Here is an 18,637-nt window from a genome sequence, read left to right as displayed (position 1 = left end):
GCGTGGCCCGCGCCACCCACCCCCAGCTCGCCTACCGGCCGGCGCCGGGGGAGATCCCGACCAATCCGGGCGTGTATCGGTTCCGCGACGACGCCGGCCGCATCCTTTACGTCGGCAAGGCGAAGAACCTGCGGGCCAGGCTCTCGAACTACTTCGCGCCGTTACACACTCTCCACGAGCGCACCAGACGGATGGTCACCACGGCCACCGGCGTCGAGTGGACGGTGGTCGGCAGCGACGTCGAGGCACTGCAACTGGAGTACATGTGGATCCAGGAGTTCTCGCCGCCGTTTAACGTGCGGTACAAGGATGACAAGTCCTATCCGTACATGGCAGTGACCCTCGCCGATGAAGCTCCGAGGGTCATGGTGACGCGAAACCACAAGATCCGCGGCGCGAAGTACTTCGGTCCGTATCCCAAGGTGTGGGCGGTGCATGAGGTCATCGACCTCATGATCAAGGTGTTCCCGATTCGCACCTGCAGCGACTCGTCATACAAGCGAGCGATGGCCACCGGTCGCCCCTGCTTCCCCGGCCAGATCGGCCGCTGTGGCGGACCGTGCTCGGGCCGCGTGACGATCGAGGAGCACCGCGCGATTGTCGACGACTTCGTCGCGTTCATGTCCGGTGGTGATCAGCGCTTCACCCGGCAGCTGACGGCCCGGATGAAGGAAGCGTCAGCAGCGATGGACTACGAGTCTGCAGCGGTCTTTCGCGACCGGCTCCAGGCCATCGAGGCGGTGCTCAACAAGAGTGCGCTCGTGCTGCCCGATGACACGGATGCCGACCTGTTCGGCATTGCGGAGGACGAACTCGCCGCCGCCGTGCAGCACTTCGTCATCCGCGGCGGGCGCGTGCGTGGAGTGCGGGCAACGACGATCGAGAAGGAACTGGACATCAGCGGGGGAGAGCTCGTCGACCAGATCCTGCAGCGGACCTACGGTCCCTCGGGCCGTGCCGACATCCCCAAGCAGGTGCTCGTTCCCGCGCTTCCTGACGACGCCGCGGAACTAGAGGCTTGGCTTCGCGAGAAGCGTGGCACAAACGTCACGATTCAGATCGCGCAGCGCGGCGCGAAGGCCGACCTCATGAAGAACGCAGCGCTCAACGCGCAACAGGCGCTTCTGCTGCACAAGACACGGCGCACGAGCGACTATGTCGCGCGTTCTCAGGCGCTGACCGATCTGCAGGAGGCGCTGGGTCTCGACGAAGCGCCGCTGCGGATCGAGTGCTATGACGTCTCGCACCTCAGCGGCACGAATGTGGTGGCCTCCATGGTCGTGTTCGAAGACGGGCTGCCACGCAAGGACCAGTACCGAAGCTTCGGTGTTGCGCAGACCACCGACGACACCGACTCGCTCTATCAAGTGCTCATGCGCCGACTTGCATATATCGACGACGAGCGGGATGCGGCGCCTGACACCGAAACCGCGACGGGCGAGACGGATGCCGCGACCGAGCCATCCGTCAGCTCGGATCCGACCGCCGAGGGTACCGTCGTGACGGCCCGCAGCCGCCCCCGCTTCGCCTACCGCCCACAGCTGCTCGTCGTCGACGGCGGCAAGCCACAGGTCAACGCCGCGGCACGGGCGCTAGCCGACGCGGGCCATTCCGAGATCGCTCTGTGCGGCATCGCCAAGCGTCTCGAGGAGGTGTGGCTCCCCGGAGAGGACTATCCGGTGATCCTGCCGCGCACCAGCGAGGCGCTGTACCTCCTGCAGCGGTTGCGCGACGAAGCCCACCGCTTCGCTATCACCAAGCAGCGAGGAAGGCGCAAGCGCGACATCCAGACCGTGCTCGCCGAGATCCCCGGGCTCGGCGATGCCCGTATCCGGGCGTTGCTTCGCCACTTCGGATCGGTCACCGCGCTCAAGAACGCAACGCCCGAGGAGATTCAGGAACTTCCCGGCGTCGGCCCGAAGCTTGCCGCCACGATCCACGCGCACCTGGCGAGTCGATAGGCTGGCCGTGCTCGGGAGGCCCGGTGCCTGACGAGCCCGCAGACCGCGCCACCACAGGACGAGAGGTCCCGATGGACCAGACGACAGCCACAACGAGTGATGTGCTCATCCTGACCGGAATGTCCGGCGCCGGGCGCTCAACTGCTGCAAACGCCCTCGAAGACCTCGGCTGGTATGTCGTCGACAACCTGCCACCGCAGATGCTCAAGCCGATGCTCGAGTTGTCCGAGATCGCGGCATCCGCGCTGCCGAAAGTCGCCGCCGTCGTCGACGTTCGCGGCCGGGACCTGTTCACCGCCCTTCCGGCCGAGGTCGGGGAGTTGCGCTCGCGCCGCAACGTGCGGATCGTCTTCCTCGACGCCTCAGACGATGTGCTCGTGCGGCGATTCGAAGCCGTGCGACGCCCGCATCCCCTTCAGGGCGAAGGCACTCTCATCGACGGCATCCGCACCGAGCGAGATCGGCTCTCGGAGATTCGGGAACGCGCCGACATCGTTGTGGACACGACCTCGCTGAACGTGCACCAACTCGCGACGCGGATCTTCGAGCTCTTCTCGGATGAGGGCGCAGCTCGCCACATGCTCACGATCATGAGCTTCGGCTTCAAATACGGTTTGCCGACGGATGCCGACATGGTCGCCGACATGCGGTTTCTACCCAATCCGTACTGGGACCCCTCGCTTCGTGCTTTCACGGGGCAGGACCCGCAGGTGCGTGAGTACGTGCTCGCCCAGCCCGGTGCCCGGGAGTTTGTGGATGCGTACGCCGCAGCCCTCCAGCCCGTGCTGCAGGGCTATCAGCGGGAGAACAAGCGGCATTCGGTCGTCGCTGTCGGCTGCACGGGAGGCAAGCACCGCTCGGTCGTGGTGGTCGAAGAACTCGCCCGGCGACTGGCCGACGAGGCAGGGGTCGCCGTGCGTGTGAAGCACCGCGACCTCGGCCGAGAGTAGCGCCGAACCAGGAGACAGCCGAGAATTCGAGGGGTGCGCCCGAGTAGGCTAGAGCGTCATCCGCCGGCCGTGCCGGCACCCTCGAAAGGAGCCCCGTGTCGCTGACGGCCGATGTCAAAGCAGAGCTCATCGCAGTCCGGGATCCGCTTCCCAGCGCCCGGGTCGCTGAGTTGACATCACTGCTCCGCTTCGCCGGAGGCCTCCACTCCATCGCCAACCGCGTCGCTGTCGAGGCCGAGGTCGACTCGGAGGCGCTTGCTCGGCGGGTCGCCCGAGAGCTCATGGAGATCTACGGCGTCCGGCCCGAGATCGTCCAGACGCAGGGATCCGGTTCGCGGGCAGGGGCCCTCTTCGCGGTGCGCGTCATCGACGGGGGAGAGACGCTTGCTCGTCAAACCGGCCTGCTCGACCAGCGGCGCCGGCCCGTGCGGGGTCTTCCCAACAAGCTCACGACGGGTTCGCGCGGCGACCTCGCCGCCGTATGGCGCGGCGCATTCCTGGGCGCCGGCGCCCTGACCGACCCCGGACGATCCGCGTCGCTGGATGTGCTGTGCCCCTCCTCGGAAGCGGCGATGGCCCTGGTCGGGGCAGCGCACCGTCTCGGCATCGGCGCGAAGGCGCGCGAGGTGCGCGGTGCACCGCGCGTTGTCGTACGCGAAGGGGATGCCATCCGCACGGCACTGGCCGTCATGGGTGCACGCCAGGTCGCTGCACACTGGGACGAGATGCGTCAGCGTCGGGAGGTTCGCGCCGGCGTCAACCGGCTCGTGAACTTCGACGACGCGAACCTGCGTCGCTCGGCTCAGGCCGCGGTGGCCGCGTGTGCACGCGTGGAGCGAGCGCTCGAGATCCTCGGTGAAGACATCCCGGATCACCTGCGCGAGGCCGGTGATCTGCGGCTCGCGCACCGCGACGCGAGTCTCGACGAGCTGGGTCACCACGCCGATCCGCCGCTCACAAAGGACGCCGTGGCCGGCCGCATCCGTCGCCTTCTCGCGATGGCCGACAAGAAGGCGGCAGCCGAGGGCATTCCCGGAACGGAATCCGCCGTTCCTGCCAGCGCCCTGGACTGAGTCAGCCGCTAGGTGACCGCGACGTAACGGCTGTTGTCTTCTCGCGCAAGACCCGCCGAGTGGGTGCTCCGCCTCACTAGGATGGCAACTGTCACCCCAGCGACGCCGGGGCATTCCTGGCGCCGCGACGACAGGAAGAGAAGAGCATATGGCCACCTACACCCTGCCTGACCTCCCGTACGACTACGCGGCTCTCGAGCCGCACATCAGTGCGACGATCATGCAGCTGCACCACGACAAGCACCACCAGGCGTACGTGACGGGCGCCAACACCGCTCTGGAGCAGCTTGCCGAGGCCCGCGAGACCGGGAACCTCGCCAACGTCAACAAGCTCGAGAAGGACCTCTCGTTCAACCTCGGTGGTCACACCAACCACTCGATCTTCTGGACGAACATGTCGCCCGATGGCGGCGACAAGCCCACGGGCGAGCTCGCTGCAGCAATCGACGAGTACTTCGGCTCCTTCGACAAGTTCCAGGCTCACTTCACCGCTGCCGCTCTCGGCGTGCAAGGCTCGGGCTGGGCGGCGCTGTTCTGGGATTCGATCGGTGAGCGCCTCATCATCCAGCAGATCTTCGACCAGCAGGGCCAGCTCGCCGCCGCCAGCGTGCCGCTGCTCATGCTCGACGTGTGGGAGCACGCGTACTACCTCGACTACAAGAACGTCCGCGCTGACTACGTGAAGGCGTTCTGGAACATCGTGAACTGGCAAAACGTCCAGGACCGCTTTGTCACGGCTCGTGAGAAGACGGCAGGTCTGCTGCTAGGGTCATGATCAGGTGAGGATGCCGCGGAGCCCTCGCCCGCTCGGGGGCTCCGGCAGCCTCATTTGTCTGCTGGCACACACCACAAATGACACCCCTCTCCGGGTCGTCGATCCGGAGCTGACCCCCGGCGCTTCGGCGCGATAAGAATCAGGGAGACACCGTGTCTGTCAAGATCGGTATCAACGGCTTCGGCCGTATCGGACGCAACTACCTCCGCGCAGCTCTGGAGCAGGGCGCGGACCTCGACATCGTGGCGGTGAACGACCTCACCGACAACAAGACGCTCGCCCACCTCCTCAAGTACGACTCGGTCGGCGGACGGCTGGGCGAAGAGGTTTCGTACACCGAGGACTCCATCACCGTCGGTGGCAAGAGCATCAAGGTCTTCGAAGAGCGCGACCCCGCGAACCTCCCGTGGGGCGAGCTGGGCGTCGACATCGTGATCGAGTCGACCGGCCGCTTCACCAAGGCGGCTGACGCCAGCAAGCACATTGCCGGCGGCGCGAAGAAGGTCCTCATCTCGGCACCCGGCACGGATGTCGACGGAACCTTCGTCATGGGCGTGAACGACGGCGAGTACGACCCCGCCACGATGCACGTCATCTCCAACGCCTCGTGCACCACCAACTGCCTGGCGCCCCTCGCGAAGGTCTTCAACGACAACTTCGGCATCGAGCGCGGTTTCATGATGACCGCTCACGCGTACACCGCTGACCAGAACCTGCAGGATGGCCCCCACGGCGATCTGCACCGTGCTCGCGCTGCCGCGCTGAACATCGTGCCGGCTGCCACCGGTGCTGCCAAGGCCATCGGCCTCGTGCTGCCCGAGCTCAACGGCAAGCTGAGTGGTTCGTCGTACCGCGTTCCGGTTCCCACCGGTTCGATCGTGGACCTCACGATCATCACGCCGGCCGAGGGCCTCACCAAGGAGACCATCAACGCCGCCTACGAGAAGGCTGCTGCCGAGGGCGCTCTGGCTGGCTACCTGAAGTACAACACCGACGCGATCGTCTCGACCGACATCGTTCACGACCCGCACTCGTCGGTGTTCGACGCAGGCCAGACCAACGTCAGCGGCAACCTCGTCAAGGTTTCGGCCTGGTACGACAACGAGTGGGGTTACTCCAACCGCCTCGTCGACCTCACCGAGCTCGTCGCCAGCAAGCTCTGAGCCTCGGCATCCGGTAACAGACATGGCTCTGCGCACCCTCGATTCGTTGGGTTCGCTGGCCGGCAAGCGCGTCATCGTCCGTTGTGACCTCAATGTTCCGTTGAAAGACGGCGTCATAACGGACGATGGCCGCGTGCGGGCCTCCGTTCCCACACTCAACGCCCTCATCAACCAGGGAGCGCGCCTCGTCGTGTGCTCGCACCTGGGACGCCCCGATGGGGCACCCGACCCGAAGTACAGCCTCGAGCCGGTGGCTCAGCGCCTCTCGGAGTTGCTCGGCAAGCCCGTCGCGTTCGCGCGTGACACCGTGGGTGAGTCGGCTCACGACGCCGTCGCCGCGCTGGAAGACGGCGATGTCGCGGTCATCGAGAACCTGCGATTCAACGCGGGGGAGACGGCGAAGGATGCCGAGATTCGCGGCGCGTTCGCCCGCGAGCTCGCATCCCTCGGCGACGCCCTGGTGTCGGACGGCTTCGGTGTCGTGCACCGCAAGCAGGCGAGCGTGTACGACCTCGCCGAGATCCTGCCGTCTGCGGCGGGCTTCCTGATCGAGAAGGAGGTCGACGTCCTCGACCGCCTCACCGAGAAGCCCGAGCGACCCTACACGGTCGTGCTCGGCGGCTCGAAGGTCAGCGACAAGCTCGGCGTCATCGAGCACCTGCTGCCGCGCGTCGATCGCATCCTGGTGGGTGGAGGCATGCTGTTCACCTTCCTCAAGGCCCAGGGCTATGAGGTTGGTAAGAGCCTGCTCGAAGAGGACCAGATCGACACGGTCACCCGGTACATGACGACGGCGCAGGAGAGCGGCGTCGAGATCGTGCTTCCGGTGGATGCTGTGATGGCTGCATCCTTCAGCGCCGACGCGGAGCACGTCGTCGCTCCTGCCGACTCGCTCGAGGAGACCCCGTTCGGTGCGACGGGCCTGGGGCTGGACATCGGCCCCGACACGGCGAAGATCTTCGCCGACGCGATTCGTGCGAGCAAGACCGTGTTCTGGAACGGCCCCATGGGTGTGTTCGAGATGGCGGCCTTCGCGGCGGGAACCAAGGCCGTCGCGCAGGCGCTGACCGAGGTCGACGGCCTGAGCGTCGTCGGCGGCGGCGACTCGGCCGCCGCCGTGCGTCAGCTCGGCTTCACGGATGACCAGTTCGGCCACATCTCCACCGGTGGTGGGGCCAGCCTCGAGTTCCTCGAGGGCAAGAAGCTACCCGGACTGGAGGTCCTCGGATGGGAGCAGTGAGAACACCGCTCATCGCCGGCAACTGGAAGATGAACCTCGACCACCTGCAGGCTGTCGCGTTCGTCCAGAAGCTGCACTGGACGCTCAAGGACGCCAAGCACGAGGACGGCTCGGTCGAGGTCGCGGTCTTCCCGCCCTTCACCGATCTGCGCACCGTGCAGACGCTGCTGGATGCCGACAAGATCCCCTTCGCCCTCGGTGCGCAGGACCTGTCGCCGAAGGATTCCGGTGCGTATACCGGTGACATTTCGGGGGCGTTCCTTGCGAAGCTCGACGCGCGCTACGTGATCATCGGTCACTCGGAGCGCCGGGAGTACCACCACGAAACCGACGAGGTCGTTTCCAGCAAGGTTCAGGCGGCGCTGCGGCACGGCCTCGTGCCGGTCATCTGTGTCGGTGAGACCGCGGAAGACCTCGAGAAGTACGGTGCGAGCGCCGTTCCGGTGGGCCAGCTCACGGCGGCGCTTGCCGACGTGCCGGCGGATGCCGACATCGTCGTGGCCTACGAGCCGGTCTGGGCCATCGGGTCCGGCCAGGCTGCCACTCCCGATCAAGCCCAGGATGTCTGCGCCAAGCTGCGTGCGGTCATCGCTGACACGCTCGGAGCGGATGCCGCGGAGCGCACCCGGGTGCTGTACGGCGGCTCGGTCAAGGCTGCCAACATCGCGAGCTTCATGCGCGAGCCGGACGTGGATGGCGCCCTCGTGGGCGGGGCGAGTCTCGTCGTGGACGAGTTCGCTGCCATCATCCGCTACCAGAAGCACGTCGGCGTCTAAACGACGTTTCGTCTCGCTGCCTTCGCGGGGCGACCGGATTGCCCGGTTGCCCCGCGAACCGCGCAGCGGCGAGATGGAAAGCGCGCCTCTTTCCGTATACTGGACGCTTGTGCGACGAGACATCGTCGCGACGAAAGGTTTCAACGTCTTGGCGATTCTCGAACTGATCCTGCAGGTGATCCTCGGCATCACGAGCCTGCTGCTCACGCTGCTGATCCTGCTGCACAAGGGACGAGGCGGCGGCCTGTCCGACATGTTCGGCGGCGGAATGACCTCAGCTCTCGGATCGTCCGGTCTCGCTGAGCGCAACCTCAACCGCTTCACCATCGTGCTGGCCCTCGTATGGTTCACCACCATCGTGGGGCTCGGCCTCATTACGAAGTTCCAGGTGATCTGATGGCAACCGGCGGCAATGCAATTCGCGGCACCCGGGTGGGTGCCGGACCCATGGGCGAACAGGATCACGGCTATCACGCGGACCGTGTCGCCGTCTCGTACTGGGATGCCCTAGGCAACGAGACCGTGCGTTACTTCGCGGCAGGCATCCCCGATGAGGAGATCCCCGAGACAATCGATTCGCCGCACTCCGGGCTTCCTGCGGGTCGCGACAAAGACAACCCGCCTCAGCTGGCGAAGGCTGAGCCGTACAAGACGCACCTTGCTTACGTGAAGGAGCGTCGCACGGAGGAGGAAGCCGATGCGCTCCTGGATGACGCGCTGAAGTCGCTGCGCGAGCGCCGCGGCCTCTAAGACTTTCCGCAGGGTTTTCCTGCACGAGAATGGCCCCGATCTCCCGTGAGGGAGGACCGGGGCCATTGTCGTGAATGGTCAGTATTCCTGGTCGATCAGCTCCGGCGGAACTTGTTCGGCAGCCTCCCGGTCGACGAAGAACACGGTGCGTCGCCGTCCCTTCGCCCCGCCGGCGGGAACGCTCGTGTAGTTAGCGCCGGCAAGGGCAAGCCCGAGAGCTGCGGCCTTGTCGGGGCCGGACATGACCAGCCAGACGCGTTGCGACGTATTGATCACGGGGCGGGTGAAGGTCACGCGCTCGGGCGGGGGCTTGGGTGAATTCCGGACCGGGAGCACCGCGTGCTCGGTGTCACGGATCTCGGGGTGATCGGGAAACAGCGAGGCGATGTGCGCATCGGGACCGACCCCGAGAAAGCATATGTCGAACGAGGGCCAAGCGGGCCCGCCGGGCTGCCCGTAGCGCGCGAGCTCGGCCGCGTAGGCACGCGCCGCTTCGTCGAGGTCGACGCCGTCGTCGCTGGCGGCAACGCTGTGGATGTTGCCTGCCGGAATGTCCAACCGATCGAGGAGCGCCTCGCGCGCCTGCTTCTCGTTGCGCTCGGAGTCGTGGCGTGGGACGAATCGTTCGTCGCTCCACCAGAAGTGCACATTGTCGAAGCGGAGGCCCGCCAGCCGCGGGCTTGCCGCAGCAGCCTCGAGCACCGCGATGCCCATGGTTCCGCCGGTGAGCGAGACATGAACGGCGGGCTCGTCGGCCTGCTTCTCGATGCGCCGCAGGAACCGGTCTGCGACGTACTCAGCGAGCGCAGTCCGGTCGGGGCTGATGAGCACCCGCTTCTCGTTCGTGATCTCAGCCATCGGTCTCCTACGACTGTGCCGGGTCGAGCAGCGCCCAGCCCTCGGTGATCACTCGACCATACAAGAGGTCAGCATCGAGCCGGCGCAGCTCCTCGGCGAGGCATTCGCGCAATGTGCGGCGCGGCAGCACCAGGTCATGCTGCGGTTGCCCGGGCTGCGACAACCGAGCGATCGCGGCTGACGAACGCTCGAGCACGATGTCTCCGCTCGCGCGCGTCAGGCGGACAGACTTGATGCCGTCGCTCCACTCCTCGGGGGAGAGGTAGTGCCATTCCACCGGCACACCGAGGGTCAGTCGTAGCCAGGCGGCCAACAGTGCTGTCGATGGCGACGTGGCAGCGCCACGAACCTCCACCGCGGTGATCGGCTCGTAGGGCGGCTGGTCCAGCACAGCGGCGAGCTGCTCGCGCCAGTGCGTGAGGCGCGTCCAGGCGAGGTCGGTGTCACCCGGCGAGTAGCAGTCGCCGAGGTGAGCGACGCGCGTGGCCTCGAAGGGCACCGTGGAGGCATCCGTGATGCGTCGCTGTGCGATCCGACCGAGCGGGGAATGGGAGGGAGTCGCGGGCGGGTTGTCTGGCCACCACACGACGACTGGCGCGTCGGGCAGCAGCAGACCGGTGACGAGGCTCTCGACGTTGGATGCCGCAGCGCCGGAGGCGCGCAACACGACGACCTCGCTGGCACCGGCGTCGCCGCCCACGCGGATCTCGGCGTCCAGCTTCGGCTCACCCGCGGGGTCGAGGCGCAGGCTGATGACCCGCATAGGATGCTCGCGCGACGCGTCGTTGGCTGCCTCGATGCCGTCTTCGGTGCCGCCGTTGGTGGTCACGATGATGAGGGTGAGCACCCGTCCCAGCGCTACTGCACCACCCTCCTCACGTACGTCGATGAGTGCGCGAGAGATCTTGCTGACTGTCGTATCGGGAAGATCGACGATCATGGCCGCCTCCAGGTGCGTCCGTCGCGGGCAAGGAGCTGGTCTGCCGACTTCGGCCCCCACGACCCAGGTTCGTATTGGTCGAGCGGTCCGCCCTGCTGCGCCCAGAACTCCTCGACGGGGTCGAGGATCTTCCACGAGAGTTCGACCTCTTCGTGGCGGGGGAACAGCGGGGGGTCTCCGAGCAGGACGTCGAGAATGAGCCGCTCGTAGGCCTCGGGGCTGGCCTCGGTGAAGGCATGCCCGTAGCCGAAGTCCATCGTGACGTCGCGCACGTGTGTGCTCGCGCCGGGCACCTTGGAGCCGAAGCGGATCGTGACGCCCTCATCCGGTTGCACGCGGATCACGAGCGCGTTCTCACCGAGCCCGGATGTCTGCGACCGCGTGAACAGGTGCTCAGGGGCGCGCTTGAACACCACGGCGATCTCGGTCACACGGCGGCCCAGTCGCTTGCCGGTGCGCAGGTAGAAGGGCACGTCGGCCCACCGCCGCGTGTTGATCTCGAGCTTGAGCGCTGCGTAGGTCTCGGTCGTCGAATCCGGCTTCATGCCGTCTTCGTCGAGGAATCCGGTGACGTGCTCGCCACCCTGCCAGCCGCCGGCGTACTGGCCGCGCGCTGTCGCGAGCGACAGGTCTGCGGGAAGCGTGACGGCCGCGAGTACCTTCTCTTTCTCGGCACGCAGGTGGCTCGCATCAAAGCTGATGGGCTCCTCCATTGCCGTCAGTGCGAGAAGCTGCAGCAGGTGGTTCTGGATGACATCGCGCGCCGCCCCGATACCGTCGTAGTAGCCGGCGCGGCCGCCCACGCCGATGTCTTCGGCCATCGTGATCTGCACGTGGTCGACGTAGTTGCGGTTCCAGATGGGTTCGAACAGCTCGTTCGCGAACCGCAGCGCGAGGATGTTCTGGACCGTCTCTTTGCCGAGGTAGTGGTCGATCCGGAAAATGGAGTCGGCCGGGAAGGTCGAGCGCAGTGCGTCGTTGAGCTCGCGGGCCGAGGCGAGATCGTGACCGAACGGCTTTTCGATGACGACTCGGCGCCACCGTTCCGGCCGGTCGGCGGTGTCATCCACGAGGCCCGAGGTGCGCAACTGACGAGCGACAACCGGAAAGTCCTTCGGGGGGATGGACAGGTAGAACGCGTGGTTGCCCATGGTGCCGCGCTCTTCGTCCAGGCTCTGCACAGTCTCGCGCAGCCGTGCAAAGGCGTCGTCGTCGCCGAACTCGCCCGAAACGAATCGGATGCCCTGCAGCAACTGCTGCCAGGTCTCTTCGCGGAATGCGGTGCGCGCGTGCTGTCGCACCGCATCGTGCACGACCTGGGCGAAGTCCTGATCCTCCCAGTCTCGGCGGGCAAACCCGACGAGACCGAACCCGGGCGGGAGCAGGCCACGGTTCGCGAGGTCGTATACGGCCGGCATGAGCTTCTTACGCGAGAGGTCGCCGGTCACACCGAAGATCACGAGAGCACTGGGCCCCGCGATCCGATTCAGGCGTGCGTCTTCAGGGTCGCGCAGCGGATTGTGCCCGCGAGAGATCTCGACTGTCATCGGGTGGGATGCCTTACTGAGCCGCTTCGAATAGGGAGAGGACCTCGACCTGGGGGTCGGTGAGGGTGAGCGTGACAACGGGACGTCCGTGTGCAGCCAAGACCTCAGCGTCGCCCGCGGCCTGCGCGGCGATCAGCTGGCCGAAGGTGAACGGGCGGCCGGGGATCTCGACATCCACGTCGGTGCGCTCCACAATCTGCAGGAACACGCCGTTCGCAGGCCCGCCCTTGTGATACTGCCCTGTTGAGTGCAGGAACCTGGGGCCCCAGCCGAACGTGGCGGGCCTGCCCGAATCCGCCGCGACGAGCTCTCGAAGGCCCTGGAGTTGGGGGATTGCGAGGCGGTTGACGTAAGCCTGCACCGAGACGTAGCCGTCAGCCGGGAGCTGTGCCCACAGCGCGTCCAGGACCCCGGCAATCGTGCCGGATGCCGCGAGGGCGGCATCCGTGACCCGCACCTCGACGCCCTCGACCGTGAACGCCGGTGCCGTTGGTTCGGGCCTGCGCTCGAGGAGTCCCCGCGTCGCTTCCTTGGCTGACTCGACGTCGGGCTGATCGAACGGGTTGATGCCCAGCATCCTGCCCGCGATCGCGGTGGCGTACTCCCACACGACGAACTGCGCCCCGAGGGAGCCGCTGACCAGGATCTCGCCCTGGTGATGCTCGAACAGGTGGAACTCGTTTGCCTCGTCGACCAGGCGCAGAACCTGCAGGTCGGCTGGCTTGGTCTCGAGCTCGGGGGAGACGGGCAGCATGACAACCGGCAGGATGCCGGTGCCATTCTTTCCGGTGGATTCTGCGATGAGCTGTTCGATCCAGTCGGGGAGACCGACGATGTGCGTGCCGTCGCTGATGAGCGCGAGCTTGTCACGTCGTGGAGAGCCGCCGGCGATCGCCGCAGCGAGCACCAGCGCGGGGTTCTCAGGGCTGTCGATCGCCACTTCAAGCAGCGTCGCATCGGCTTCGGCGAGCAACTCCTCGATGTCGGCACCGGCAAGGCCCGCCGGGACCAGCCCGAAAGCCGTCAGCGCGGAATACCGCCCCCCGACGTTCGGATCGGCGTTGAACACCCGGTATCCATCAGCGCGAGCTGCTTCATCGAGGGGTGAACCGGGGTCGGTGACCACGATGATCCGCTCGGTCGGGTCGATACCGAGATCACGGAAGGCAGCCTCGAAGGCACGCTTCGCAGAGTCGGTCTCGACCGTCGATCCGGATTTGGACGACACCACGAGAACGGTGCGCTCGAGGCCGCCGGCCTCGGGGTCGCCGTCGAGGGCTGCGAGCACCTGACCGGGTGCCGTCGAGTCCAGGATCACCAGGGGCACCCCGGCGGTCTGCGCGATCACCTCGGGTGCGAGCGACGAGCCTCCCATGCCCGCGAGCACGATGCGTGTCAGCCCCTTGGCAGTGAGCTCCTCGCGGAGCGCGACGATCTGCGGGACCAGTGGCAGCGAGACCGTGACGGCCTCGAGCCACCCGAGTCGGCGGGATGCCTCTGCCTCGGCATCCGGGCCCCACAGCGAGCTGTCGCCCGCGGTGAGGCCGGAGGCAACGAGATCGCCGATGAGACCGGGCAGAGTCGCCTCGACGACTGACTTGACGTGCCCGGTCAGGTGGATGTCGAATGCCATCGCCGGCTCAGACGTCCGCGTTCTCGAGGGCGGTTGTCACCGTCGCTTGCAGTTCGTGCCATGAGGCGATGAACTTCTCGACGCCTTCGTCCTCGAGCACCTGCGTGACATCGGCGAAATCGATACCCACCGACGCGAGGCCGTCGAAGACGGCGTGAGCATCGGCATAGTTGCCGGTGATCGTGTCACCGACGACGTCGGCGTGATCGAAAGTCGCCTCGAGGGTCTTCTCGGGCATGGTGTTCACGGTGCCGCGGGCCACGAGCTCGGTGACGTACAGCGTGTCGGGAAGAGCGGGGTCCTTCACGCCCGTGGACGCCCACAAAGGGCGCTGCACGGTGGCGCCGGCGGCCACGAGGGACTGAGCTCGTTCGGTCGCGAACTCCTTTTCGAAGAGCTCGAACGCGAGGCGGGCGTTGGCGATGCCCGCGCGGGACTTCAGCGCCTCGGCGGCATCGGTCCCGATAGCCGTGAGCCGCTTGTCGACCTCGGTGTCCACGCGCGATACGAAGAACGAGGCGACCGAGTGGATCGTGCTGATGTCGTGTCCGGCGGCCTTGGCCTGCTCGATACCCGTGAGGTACGCGTCGATGACCGCCGCGTAGCGCTCGAGGCTGAAGATGAGCGTGACGTTGACCGAAATACCCGAGGCGATGGCCTCGGTGATCGCGGGGAGCCCCGCCTTGGTCGCCGGGATCTTGATGAGCGCGTTCGGCCGGTCGACGACCTTCCACAGTTCCTTCGCCTGCGCGATCGTTCCGGCGGTGTCGTGAGCAAGCTCGGGGGAGACCTCGATCGACACGCGACCGTCCACGCCGCCCGTCGCGTCGTAGACGGGGCGGAAGATGTCAGCCGCGTCACGCACATCCGTCGTCGTGATCGTGAAGATCGACGTTTCGGTGTCGGCACCCTGGGACTTCAGGTCCCGGATCGTCTCGTCGTAGGCGCTGCCCTTCGCAAGCGCACCGGCGAAGATGGTCGGGTTGGTGGTGACGCCGGTGACGTTGCGATCGGTGATCAGTGCCGCCAGGTTGCCGGAGCTGATCCGTTCGCGGGACAGGTCGTCGAGCCAGATGCTGACGCCCTCGGCGACGAGCTTCTCGGTGGGGGTGGTCATGACTTCTCCTTCGTGTGCGGCCGCGGCTCAGGCGCCAGCGGCGGCGATCGTCTCGTGAGCGGCGGCCACGACTGCTTCGGTCGTGATGCCGAACTTCTGGAACAGCGTCTTGTAGTCAGCCGAGGCGCCGAAGTGCTCGATCGACACGGACCGGCCGGCGTCGCCGACGATCCCGCGCCACGGCATCGCCAGGCCCGCTTCGACCGAGACGCGTGCCTTGACGGATGCCGGCAGCACACTCTCGCGGTATGCGTCGTCCTGCTCGGCGAACCACTCCAGCGACGGAGCGGAGACCACGCGTGCGCCGATGCCCTGCTGGGCAAGCTGCGCGCGAGCGTCCACGGCGAGTTGAACCTCGGAGCCTGTCCCGATCAGGATCACGTCGACGGTGCCCGTAGGTGAGTCGGCGAGCACGTACGCGCCCTTGGCGGCGAGCTCGGCCGAAGCGAACTCGTCGCCGGATGCCTCACCTGTCCCACGGGGGAACGTCGGAACGTTCTGGCGAGTCAGTGCGATTCCTGCGGGGCCCTCGTGACGGCGGACGAGCTCGAGCCAGACGGCTGCTGTCTCGTTCGCGTCGGCTGGGCGCACAACAGCGAAGTTCGGGATCGCGCGCAGTGCGGCGAGCTGCTCGATCGGCTGGTGCGTCGGACCGTCTTCACCCAGCGCAACCGAGTCGTGCGTCCACACGAACAGCGTCGGGATGTTCATCAGGGCGGCCAAACGCACCGGGGGACGCATGTAGTCGCTGAAGATCAGGAACGTGCCGCCGAACGGGCGAGTCGGGCCGTGCAGCACGATGCCGTTGAGGATGGATCCCATTGCGTGCTCGCGGATGCCGAAGTGCAGCACACGACCATACGGTGAGCCGCTCCACTCGTGGGTGGACCACTCCTCCGGGATGAACGACGCTGCATTCTTGATGGTCGTCAGGTTCGACTCCGCGAGGTCGGCCGAACCACCCCACAGCTCAGGAAGCTCCGCGGCGAGGGCGTTGATGACCAGGCCGGACGCGGCGCGGGTGGAAACATCCTTGCCTGCCTCGAACTGGGGGAGCGCTTCGGCGATGTTCGCGGGGAGTTCGCGGGCGTGGAGTCGGTCCCACAGCGCCTTGCGCTCCGGGTTGGCCGCTGCCCACGCATCGAACTTCTCCTGCCAGGCAGCCTTCTCGGCCTCGCCGCGCTCGACGAGCGAACGCGTGTGGGCGATGACGTCATCGGGAACATCGAAGGTCGTGTCGGGATCCCAGCCGAGGACCTTCTTGGTCGCTGCGAGCTCTTCGCCGCCGAGGGCAGCGCCGTGGATCTTGCCGCTGTTCTGCTTGCCGGGGGAGGGCCAGCCGATGATCGTCTTGAGAATGATGATCGAGGGCTTGTCGGTGACGCCCTTCGCCTTCTCAATGGCCTCGTACAGCTCGTGTACGTCCTCGACGTACTGACCCGACTTCTTCCAGTCGACGGTCTGCACATGCCAGTCGTAGGCCTCGTAGCGCCCCGCGACATCCTCGGTCAGGGCGACGTTCGTGTCGTCCTCGATCGAGATCTGGTTGGAGTCGTAGATGACGACGAGGTTGCCGAGTTGCTGGTGACCGGCAAGCGAGGATGCCTCGCTCGTCACACCTTCTTCAAGGTCGCCGTCGGACGCGATGACGTAGATGAAGTGGTCGAAGGGCGACTCGCCGGCCGGTGCCTCGGGGTCGAAGAGGCCCCGCTCGTACCGCGCGGCGTAGGCGAAGCCGACCGAGGATGCCAGACCCTGGCCGAGCGGCCCTGTCGTGATCTCGACGCCCTTGGTGTGGCCGTACTCGGGGTGGCCCGGGGTCAGCGAGCCCCACGTGCGGAGCGACTTGAGGTCGTCGAGCTCGAGGCCGAATCCGCCGAGGTAGAGCTGGATGTACTGCGTGAGCGAGGAGTGACCGCACGAGAGGATGAAGCGGTCGCGGCCGGGCCAGTGCGTGTCAGTCGGGTCATGCTTCATGACCCGTTGATACAGCAGATAGGCCGCGGGAGCGAGGCTCATCGCCGTCCCGGGGTGTCCGTTACCGACCTTCTCTACGGCATCCGCCGCGAGAACGCGAGCGGTGTCCACCGCGCGCTTGTCGATCTCATCCCAACGCAGTTCCGTCACCGGATTGCCTTCCGTTCGAGAGGGGTGCGCCCTGAGACCACCGGTCCGCAGACCGCGTCACCACGGGAAGAGCAGCCGGCGCAGAGCGCGCGTGTGCTTTCAGCATAGCGATTCCGGTTCCCGCAGTGGGCCGTGTTTCGAAGCCGTAGAGGGGACCTCAGAGAACCAGCCTGCGGGCAATGCCATAGACTGGAAATCCCTGGGTGACGGCCGATAGTGAGGGCAATGGACATTTCCACGACGACGCGTGCGCAGCTCGCACCCGCATCGTTCGGCCGCACCGTCCGCGCCTATATCGCCCTGACCAAGCCGCGCGTTCTCGAGCTGTTGCTGGTGACGACGGTTCCCGTCATGATCCTTGCGCAGCAGGGGTTCCCGCCGCTGTGGCTCGTTGTCGCGACCGTCATCGGCGGCTCGGCAAGCGCCGGATCGGCAGCGACGTTCAACATGTACCTGGACCGCGATATCGACGCGCACATGCAGCGCACCGAGAACCGTCCCCTCGTCACCGGCGAGGTCTCTCCCCGTGGGGCGCTGATCTTCGCGTGGTCACTTGCCGTCGCGTCGACCTTGTGGCTCGGCTTCACGACCAACTGGCTCGCGGCAGCACTGTCGGCCGGCGCGATCTTCTTCTACGTCGTCATCTACACGATGATTCTCAAGCGCCGCACCGAACAGAACATCGTGTGGGGCGGCATCGCCGGATGCTTCCCGGTCCTGATCGGCTGGAGTGCCGTCACCGGATCGCTGGCGTGGCCCGCACTCATCCTGTTCTTGCTCGTCTTCCTGTGGACTCCGCCGCACTACTGGCCGCTGTCGATGAAGTACCGCGACCAGTACGACGAGGTGGACGTTCCCATGCTCGGCGCCACGCGCTCCGGCTCGCAGGTCGGCCTTCAGGTCATCCTCTACGCGTGGGCGACAGTCGTGACGTCGCTGCTGCTGATTCCCGTCGCCTCGATGGGGATCGTGTACACGGCATCCGCACTCGTCTTCGGCGGCTGGTTCATCTACGAGTCACATGTCCTCTACGCTCGCGCGGTGCGCGGCACGGAGCCGCGGCCCATGCGTGTCTTCCACGCATCCATCACGTACTTGACGCTGCTGTTCGTCGCGATCGCCGTCGACCCGCTGCTTCCGTTCTAGGAACGCCATCGCTCTCGTGCCCCGACGCGCACGAGAGAAGGCCCCGCCCGTCGAACGATGTTCGGCGAGCGGGGCCTTCTCTATCAGCCGGGGGCGGAGGTCAGCGGTTCTCCGGTGCCTCGGTGTCGGCCTGAGCGGCTGCTTCTGCTGCAGCCGCCGGCGGCGCGGTGTCGGTCGTTGAAGTCTCGACATCGGCATCCTCGAAGACCGGCGCCTGCTCGGCAGCGGGAGCCGCCTCCTCGACGATGACGGTTTCTTCGACGAAGGCGGTTTCGGCGACGGGGGCGGGCAGAGCCGAGCGGAGCGCGGCGAGGGTCAGCACGAGCAGCAGGCCGAGGATGCCGGCGCCCACCAGGACACCGCCGAATCCGATCCACGCAGGGCTCACGTACACCTGCTCGTATGTCGCCGAACCATCCGCGAGCGTCGCACTCATCTCGCTCACCTTGGTCAGCACGAGCCAGAGCCCGACGCCGATGCTGGCGAGGGAAGCGAGAAGCAGCACCCAGAAGGGGACGCTGCGGGCAAGGCGATTGGTCATAGGGAAACTCCTGCGAGGGGATGGATTATGGTCACGCCGA

General features: G+C 66.5%; 17 protein-coding genes. 10 read left to right on the top strand and 7 right to left on the bottom strand.

Annotated features, from left to right (window positions below; translation table 11 throughout):
- The first annotated feature begins 2 nt into the window (after positions 1-2).
- From uvrC to AB0O89_RS00575, 9 genes are all read left to right on the top strand, one after another.
- Positions 3-1,961: an excinuclease ABC subunit UvrC gene (gene uvrC, locus AB0O89_RS00615; RefSeq protein ID WP_300592538.1), complete on the top strand. Its 1,959-nt coding sequence runs from the start codon at positions 3-5 to the stop codon at positions 1,959-1,961.
- Between the two features lie 71 nt (positions 1,962-2,032).
- The gene (rapZ, locus tag AB0O89_RS00610) at positions 2,033-2,911 is read left to right on the top strand and encodes an RNase adapter RapZ (protein ID WP_300592554.1); all 879 of its coding nucleotides are present in this window, start codon (positions 2,033-2,035) and stop codon (positions 2,909-2,911) included.
- A 95-nt stretch (positions 2,912-3,006) separates the two neighbouring features.
- Positions 3,007-3,984, top strand: coding sequence for a DNA-binding protein WhiA (whiA, locus tag AB0O89_RS00605; protein ID WP_292711304.1), 978 nt, complete (start codon positions 3,007-3,009; stop codon positions 3,982-3,984).
- A gap of 148 nt (positions 3,985-4,132) precedes the next feature.
- Positions 4,133-4,759 (top strand): superoxide dismutase, encoded by a 627-nt coding sequence (locus AB0O89_RS00600; protein ID WP_292711307.1) that lies wholly within the window; start codon positions 4,133-4,135, stop codon positions 4,757-4,759.
- A 152-nt stretch (positions 4,760-4,911) separates the two neighbouring features.
- On the top strand, positions 4,912-5,922 hold the full coding sequence (gene gap / locus AB0O89_RS00595) for a type I glyceraldehyde-3-phosphate dehydrogenase (protein ID WP_300592534.1): 1,011 nt from the start codon (positions 4,912-4,914) through the stop codon (positions 5,920-5,922).
- 22 nt (positions 5,923-5,944) lie between these two features.
- Positions 5,945-7,162 (top strand): phosphoglycerate kinase, encoded by a 1,218-nt coding sequence (locus tag AB0O89_RS00590; RefSeq protein ID WP_363493283.1) that lies wholly within the window; start codon positions 5,945-5,947, stop codon positions 7,160-7,162.
- Entirely contained in the window at positions 7,150-7,938 is a 789-nt protein-coding gene (gene tpiA, locus AB0O89_RS00585) for a triose-phosphate isomerase (RefSeq protein ID WP_363493281.1), read from the top strand. The genes AB0O89_RS00590 and tpiA overlap by 13 nt, the downstream gene beginning before the upstream one ends.
- 148 nt (positions 7,939-8,086) lie before the next feature.
- The gene (gene secG / locus AB0O89_RS00580; RefSeq protein ID WP_363493666.1) at positions 8,087-8,335 is read left to right on the top strand and encodes a preprotein translocase subunit SecG; all 249 of its coding nucleotides are present in this window, start codon (positions 8,087-8,089) and stop codon (positions 8,333-8,335) included.
- Positions 8,335-8,688, top strand: coding sequence for an RNA polymerase-binding protein RbpA (locus AB0O89_RS00575; RefSeq protein ID WP_292711320.1), 354 nt, complete (start codon positions 8,335-8,337; stop codon positions 8,686-8,688). The genes secG and AB0O89_RS00575 overlap by 1 nt, the downstream gene beginning before the upstream one ends.
- A 78-nt stretch (positions 8,689-8,766) precedes the next feature.
- Here the strand turns inward: AB0O89_RS00575 and pgl are convergent, their stop codons facing one another.
- From pgl to tkt, 6 genes are read right to left on the bottom strand one after another with little or no spacing between them, the layout of a single operon-like run.
- A complete protein-coding gene (gene pgl, locus AB0O89_RS00570) occupies positions 8,767-9,546 on the bottom strand; it encodes a 6-phosphogluconolactonase (RefSeq protein ID WP_300592522.1) in 780 nt (259 codons plus the stop codon).
- 7 nt (positions 9,547-9,553) lie between these two features.
- Entirely contained in the window at positions 9,554-10,486 is a 933-nt protein-coding gene (locus AB0O89_RS00565) for a glucose-6-phosphate dehydrogenase assembly protein OpcA (RefSeq protein WP_363493279.1), read from the bottom strand.
- Complete coding sequence (gene zwf / locus AB0O89_RS00560; protein ID WP_292711326.1) at positions 10,483-12,033, bottom strand: glucose-6-phosphate dehydrogenase; 1,551 nt, start codon at positions 12,031-12,033, stop codon at positions 10,483-10,485. Before zwf ends, AB0O89_RS00565 begins: the two co-directional genes overlap by 4 nt.
- A 13-nt stretch (positions 12,034-12,046) precedes the next feature.
- A complete protein-coding gene (locus AB0O89_RS00555) occupies positions 12,047-13,666 on the bottom strand; it encodes a glucose-6-phosphate isomerase (protein ID WP_363493277.1) in 1,620 nt (539 codons plus the stop codon).
- A 7-nt stretch (positions 13,667-13,673) separates the two neighbouring features.
- Positions 13,674-14,783: a transaldolase gene (gene tal / locus AB0O89_RS00550; RefSeq protein WP_363493275.1), complete on the bottom strand. Its 1,110-nt coding sequence runs from the start codon at positions 14,781-14,783 to the stop codon at positions 13,674-13,676.
- Positions 14,784-14,810: 27 nt separating this feature from the next.
- Positions 14,811-16,910 carry a transketolase gene (gene tkt, locus AB0O89_RS00545; protein WP_300590880.1) on the bottom strand — a complete coding sequence of 700 codons (2,100 nt, stop codon included), beginning with the start codon at positions 16,908-16,910 and terminating at the stop codon, positions 14,811-14,813.
- A gap of 225 nt (positions 16,911-17,135) precedes the next feature.
- Between tkt and AB0O89_RS00540 the strand changes: the two genes are divergently transcribed.
- Entirely contained in the window at positions 17,136-18,056 is a 921-nt protein-coding gene (locus tag AB0O89_RS00540) for a heme o synthase (protein WP_300590879.1), read from the top strand.
- 100 nt (positions 18,057-18,156) lie between these two features.
- Here the strand turns inward: AB0O89_RS00540 and AB0O89_RS00535 are convergent, their stop codons facing one another.
- Complete coding sequence (locus AB0O89_RS00535) at positions 18,157-18,597, bottom strand: dinucleotide-utilizing enzyme (protein WP_363493272.1); 441 nt, start codon at positions 18,595-18,597, stop codon at positions 18,157-18,159.
- Between the last annotated feature and the right edge of the window lie 40 nt (positions 18,598-18,637).

It is taken from the genome of Microbacterium sp. NPDC076895, from assembly GCF_040687115.1.
GTDB lineage: Bacteria > Actinomycetota > Actinomycetes > Actinomycetales > Microbacteriaceae > Microbacterium.
Note: the sequence above shows the minus strand (reverse complement) of the source record. Positions and strands in the feature narration are given on the sequence as shown.

Excerpts from the sequence above, each read along its gene's own strand:
- rapZ (WP_300592554.1), top strand. The coding sequence starts at position 2,033 with ATGGACCAGACGACAGCCACAACGAGTGATGTGCTCATCCTGACCGGA.
- AB0O89_RS00600 (WP_292711307.1), top strand. The coding sequence starts at position 4,133 with ATGGCCACCTACACCCTGCCTGACCTCCCGTACGACTACGCGGCTCTC.
- AB0O89_RS00590 (WP_363493283.1), top strand. The coding sequence starts at position 5,945 with ATGGCTCTGCGCACCCTCGATTCGTTGGGTTCGCTGGCCGGCAAGCGC.
- tpiA (WP_363493281.1), top strand. The coding sequence starts at position 7,150 with ATGGGAGCAGTGAGAACACCGCTCATCGCCGGCAACTGGAAGATGAAC.
- AB0O89_RS00575 (WP_292711320.1), top strand. The coding sequence starts at position 8,335 with ATGGCAACCGGCGGCAATGCAATTCGCGGCACCCGGGTGGGTGCCGGA.
- pgl (WP_300592522.1), bottom strand. The coding sequence starts at position 9,546 with ATGGCTGAGATCACGAACGAGAAGCGGGTGCTCATCAGCCCCGACCGG.
- AB0O89_RS00565 (WP_363493279.1), bottom strand. The coding sequence starts at position 10,486 with ATGATCGTCGATCTTCCCGATACGACAGTCAGCAAGATCTCTCGCGCA.
- zwf (WP_292711326.1), bottom strand. The coding sequence starts at position 12,033 with ATGACAGTCGAGATCTCTCGCGGGCACAATCCGCTGCGCGACCCTGAA.
- AB0O89_RS00555 (WP_363493277.1), bottom strand. The coding sequence starts at position 13,666 with ATGGCATTCGACATCCACCTGACCGGGCACGTCAAGTCAGTCGTCGAG.
- tal (WP_363493275.1), bottom strand. The coding sequence starts at position 14,783 with ATGACCACCCCCACCGAGAAGCTCGTCGCCGAGGGCGTCAGCATCTGG.
- AB0O89_RS00540 (WP_300590879.1), top strand. The coding sequence starts at position 17,136 with ATGGACATTTCCACGACGACGCGTGCGCAGCTCGCACCCGCATCGTTC.
- AB0O89_RS00535 (WP_363493272.1), bottom strand. The coding sequence starts at position 18,597 with ATGACCAATCGCCTTGCCCGCAGCGTCCCCTTCTGGGTGCTGCTTCTC.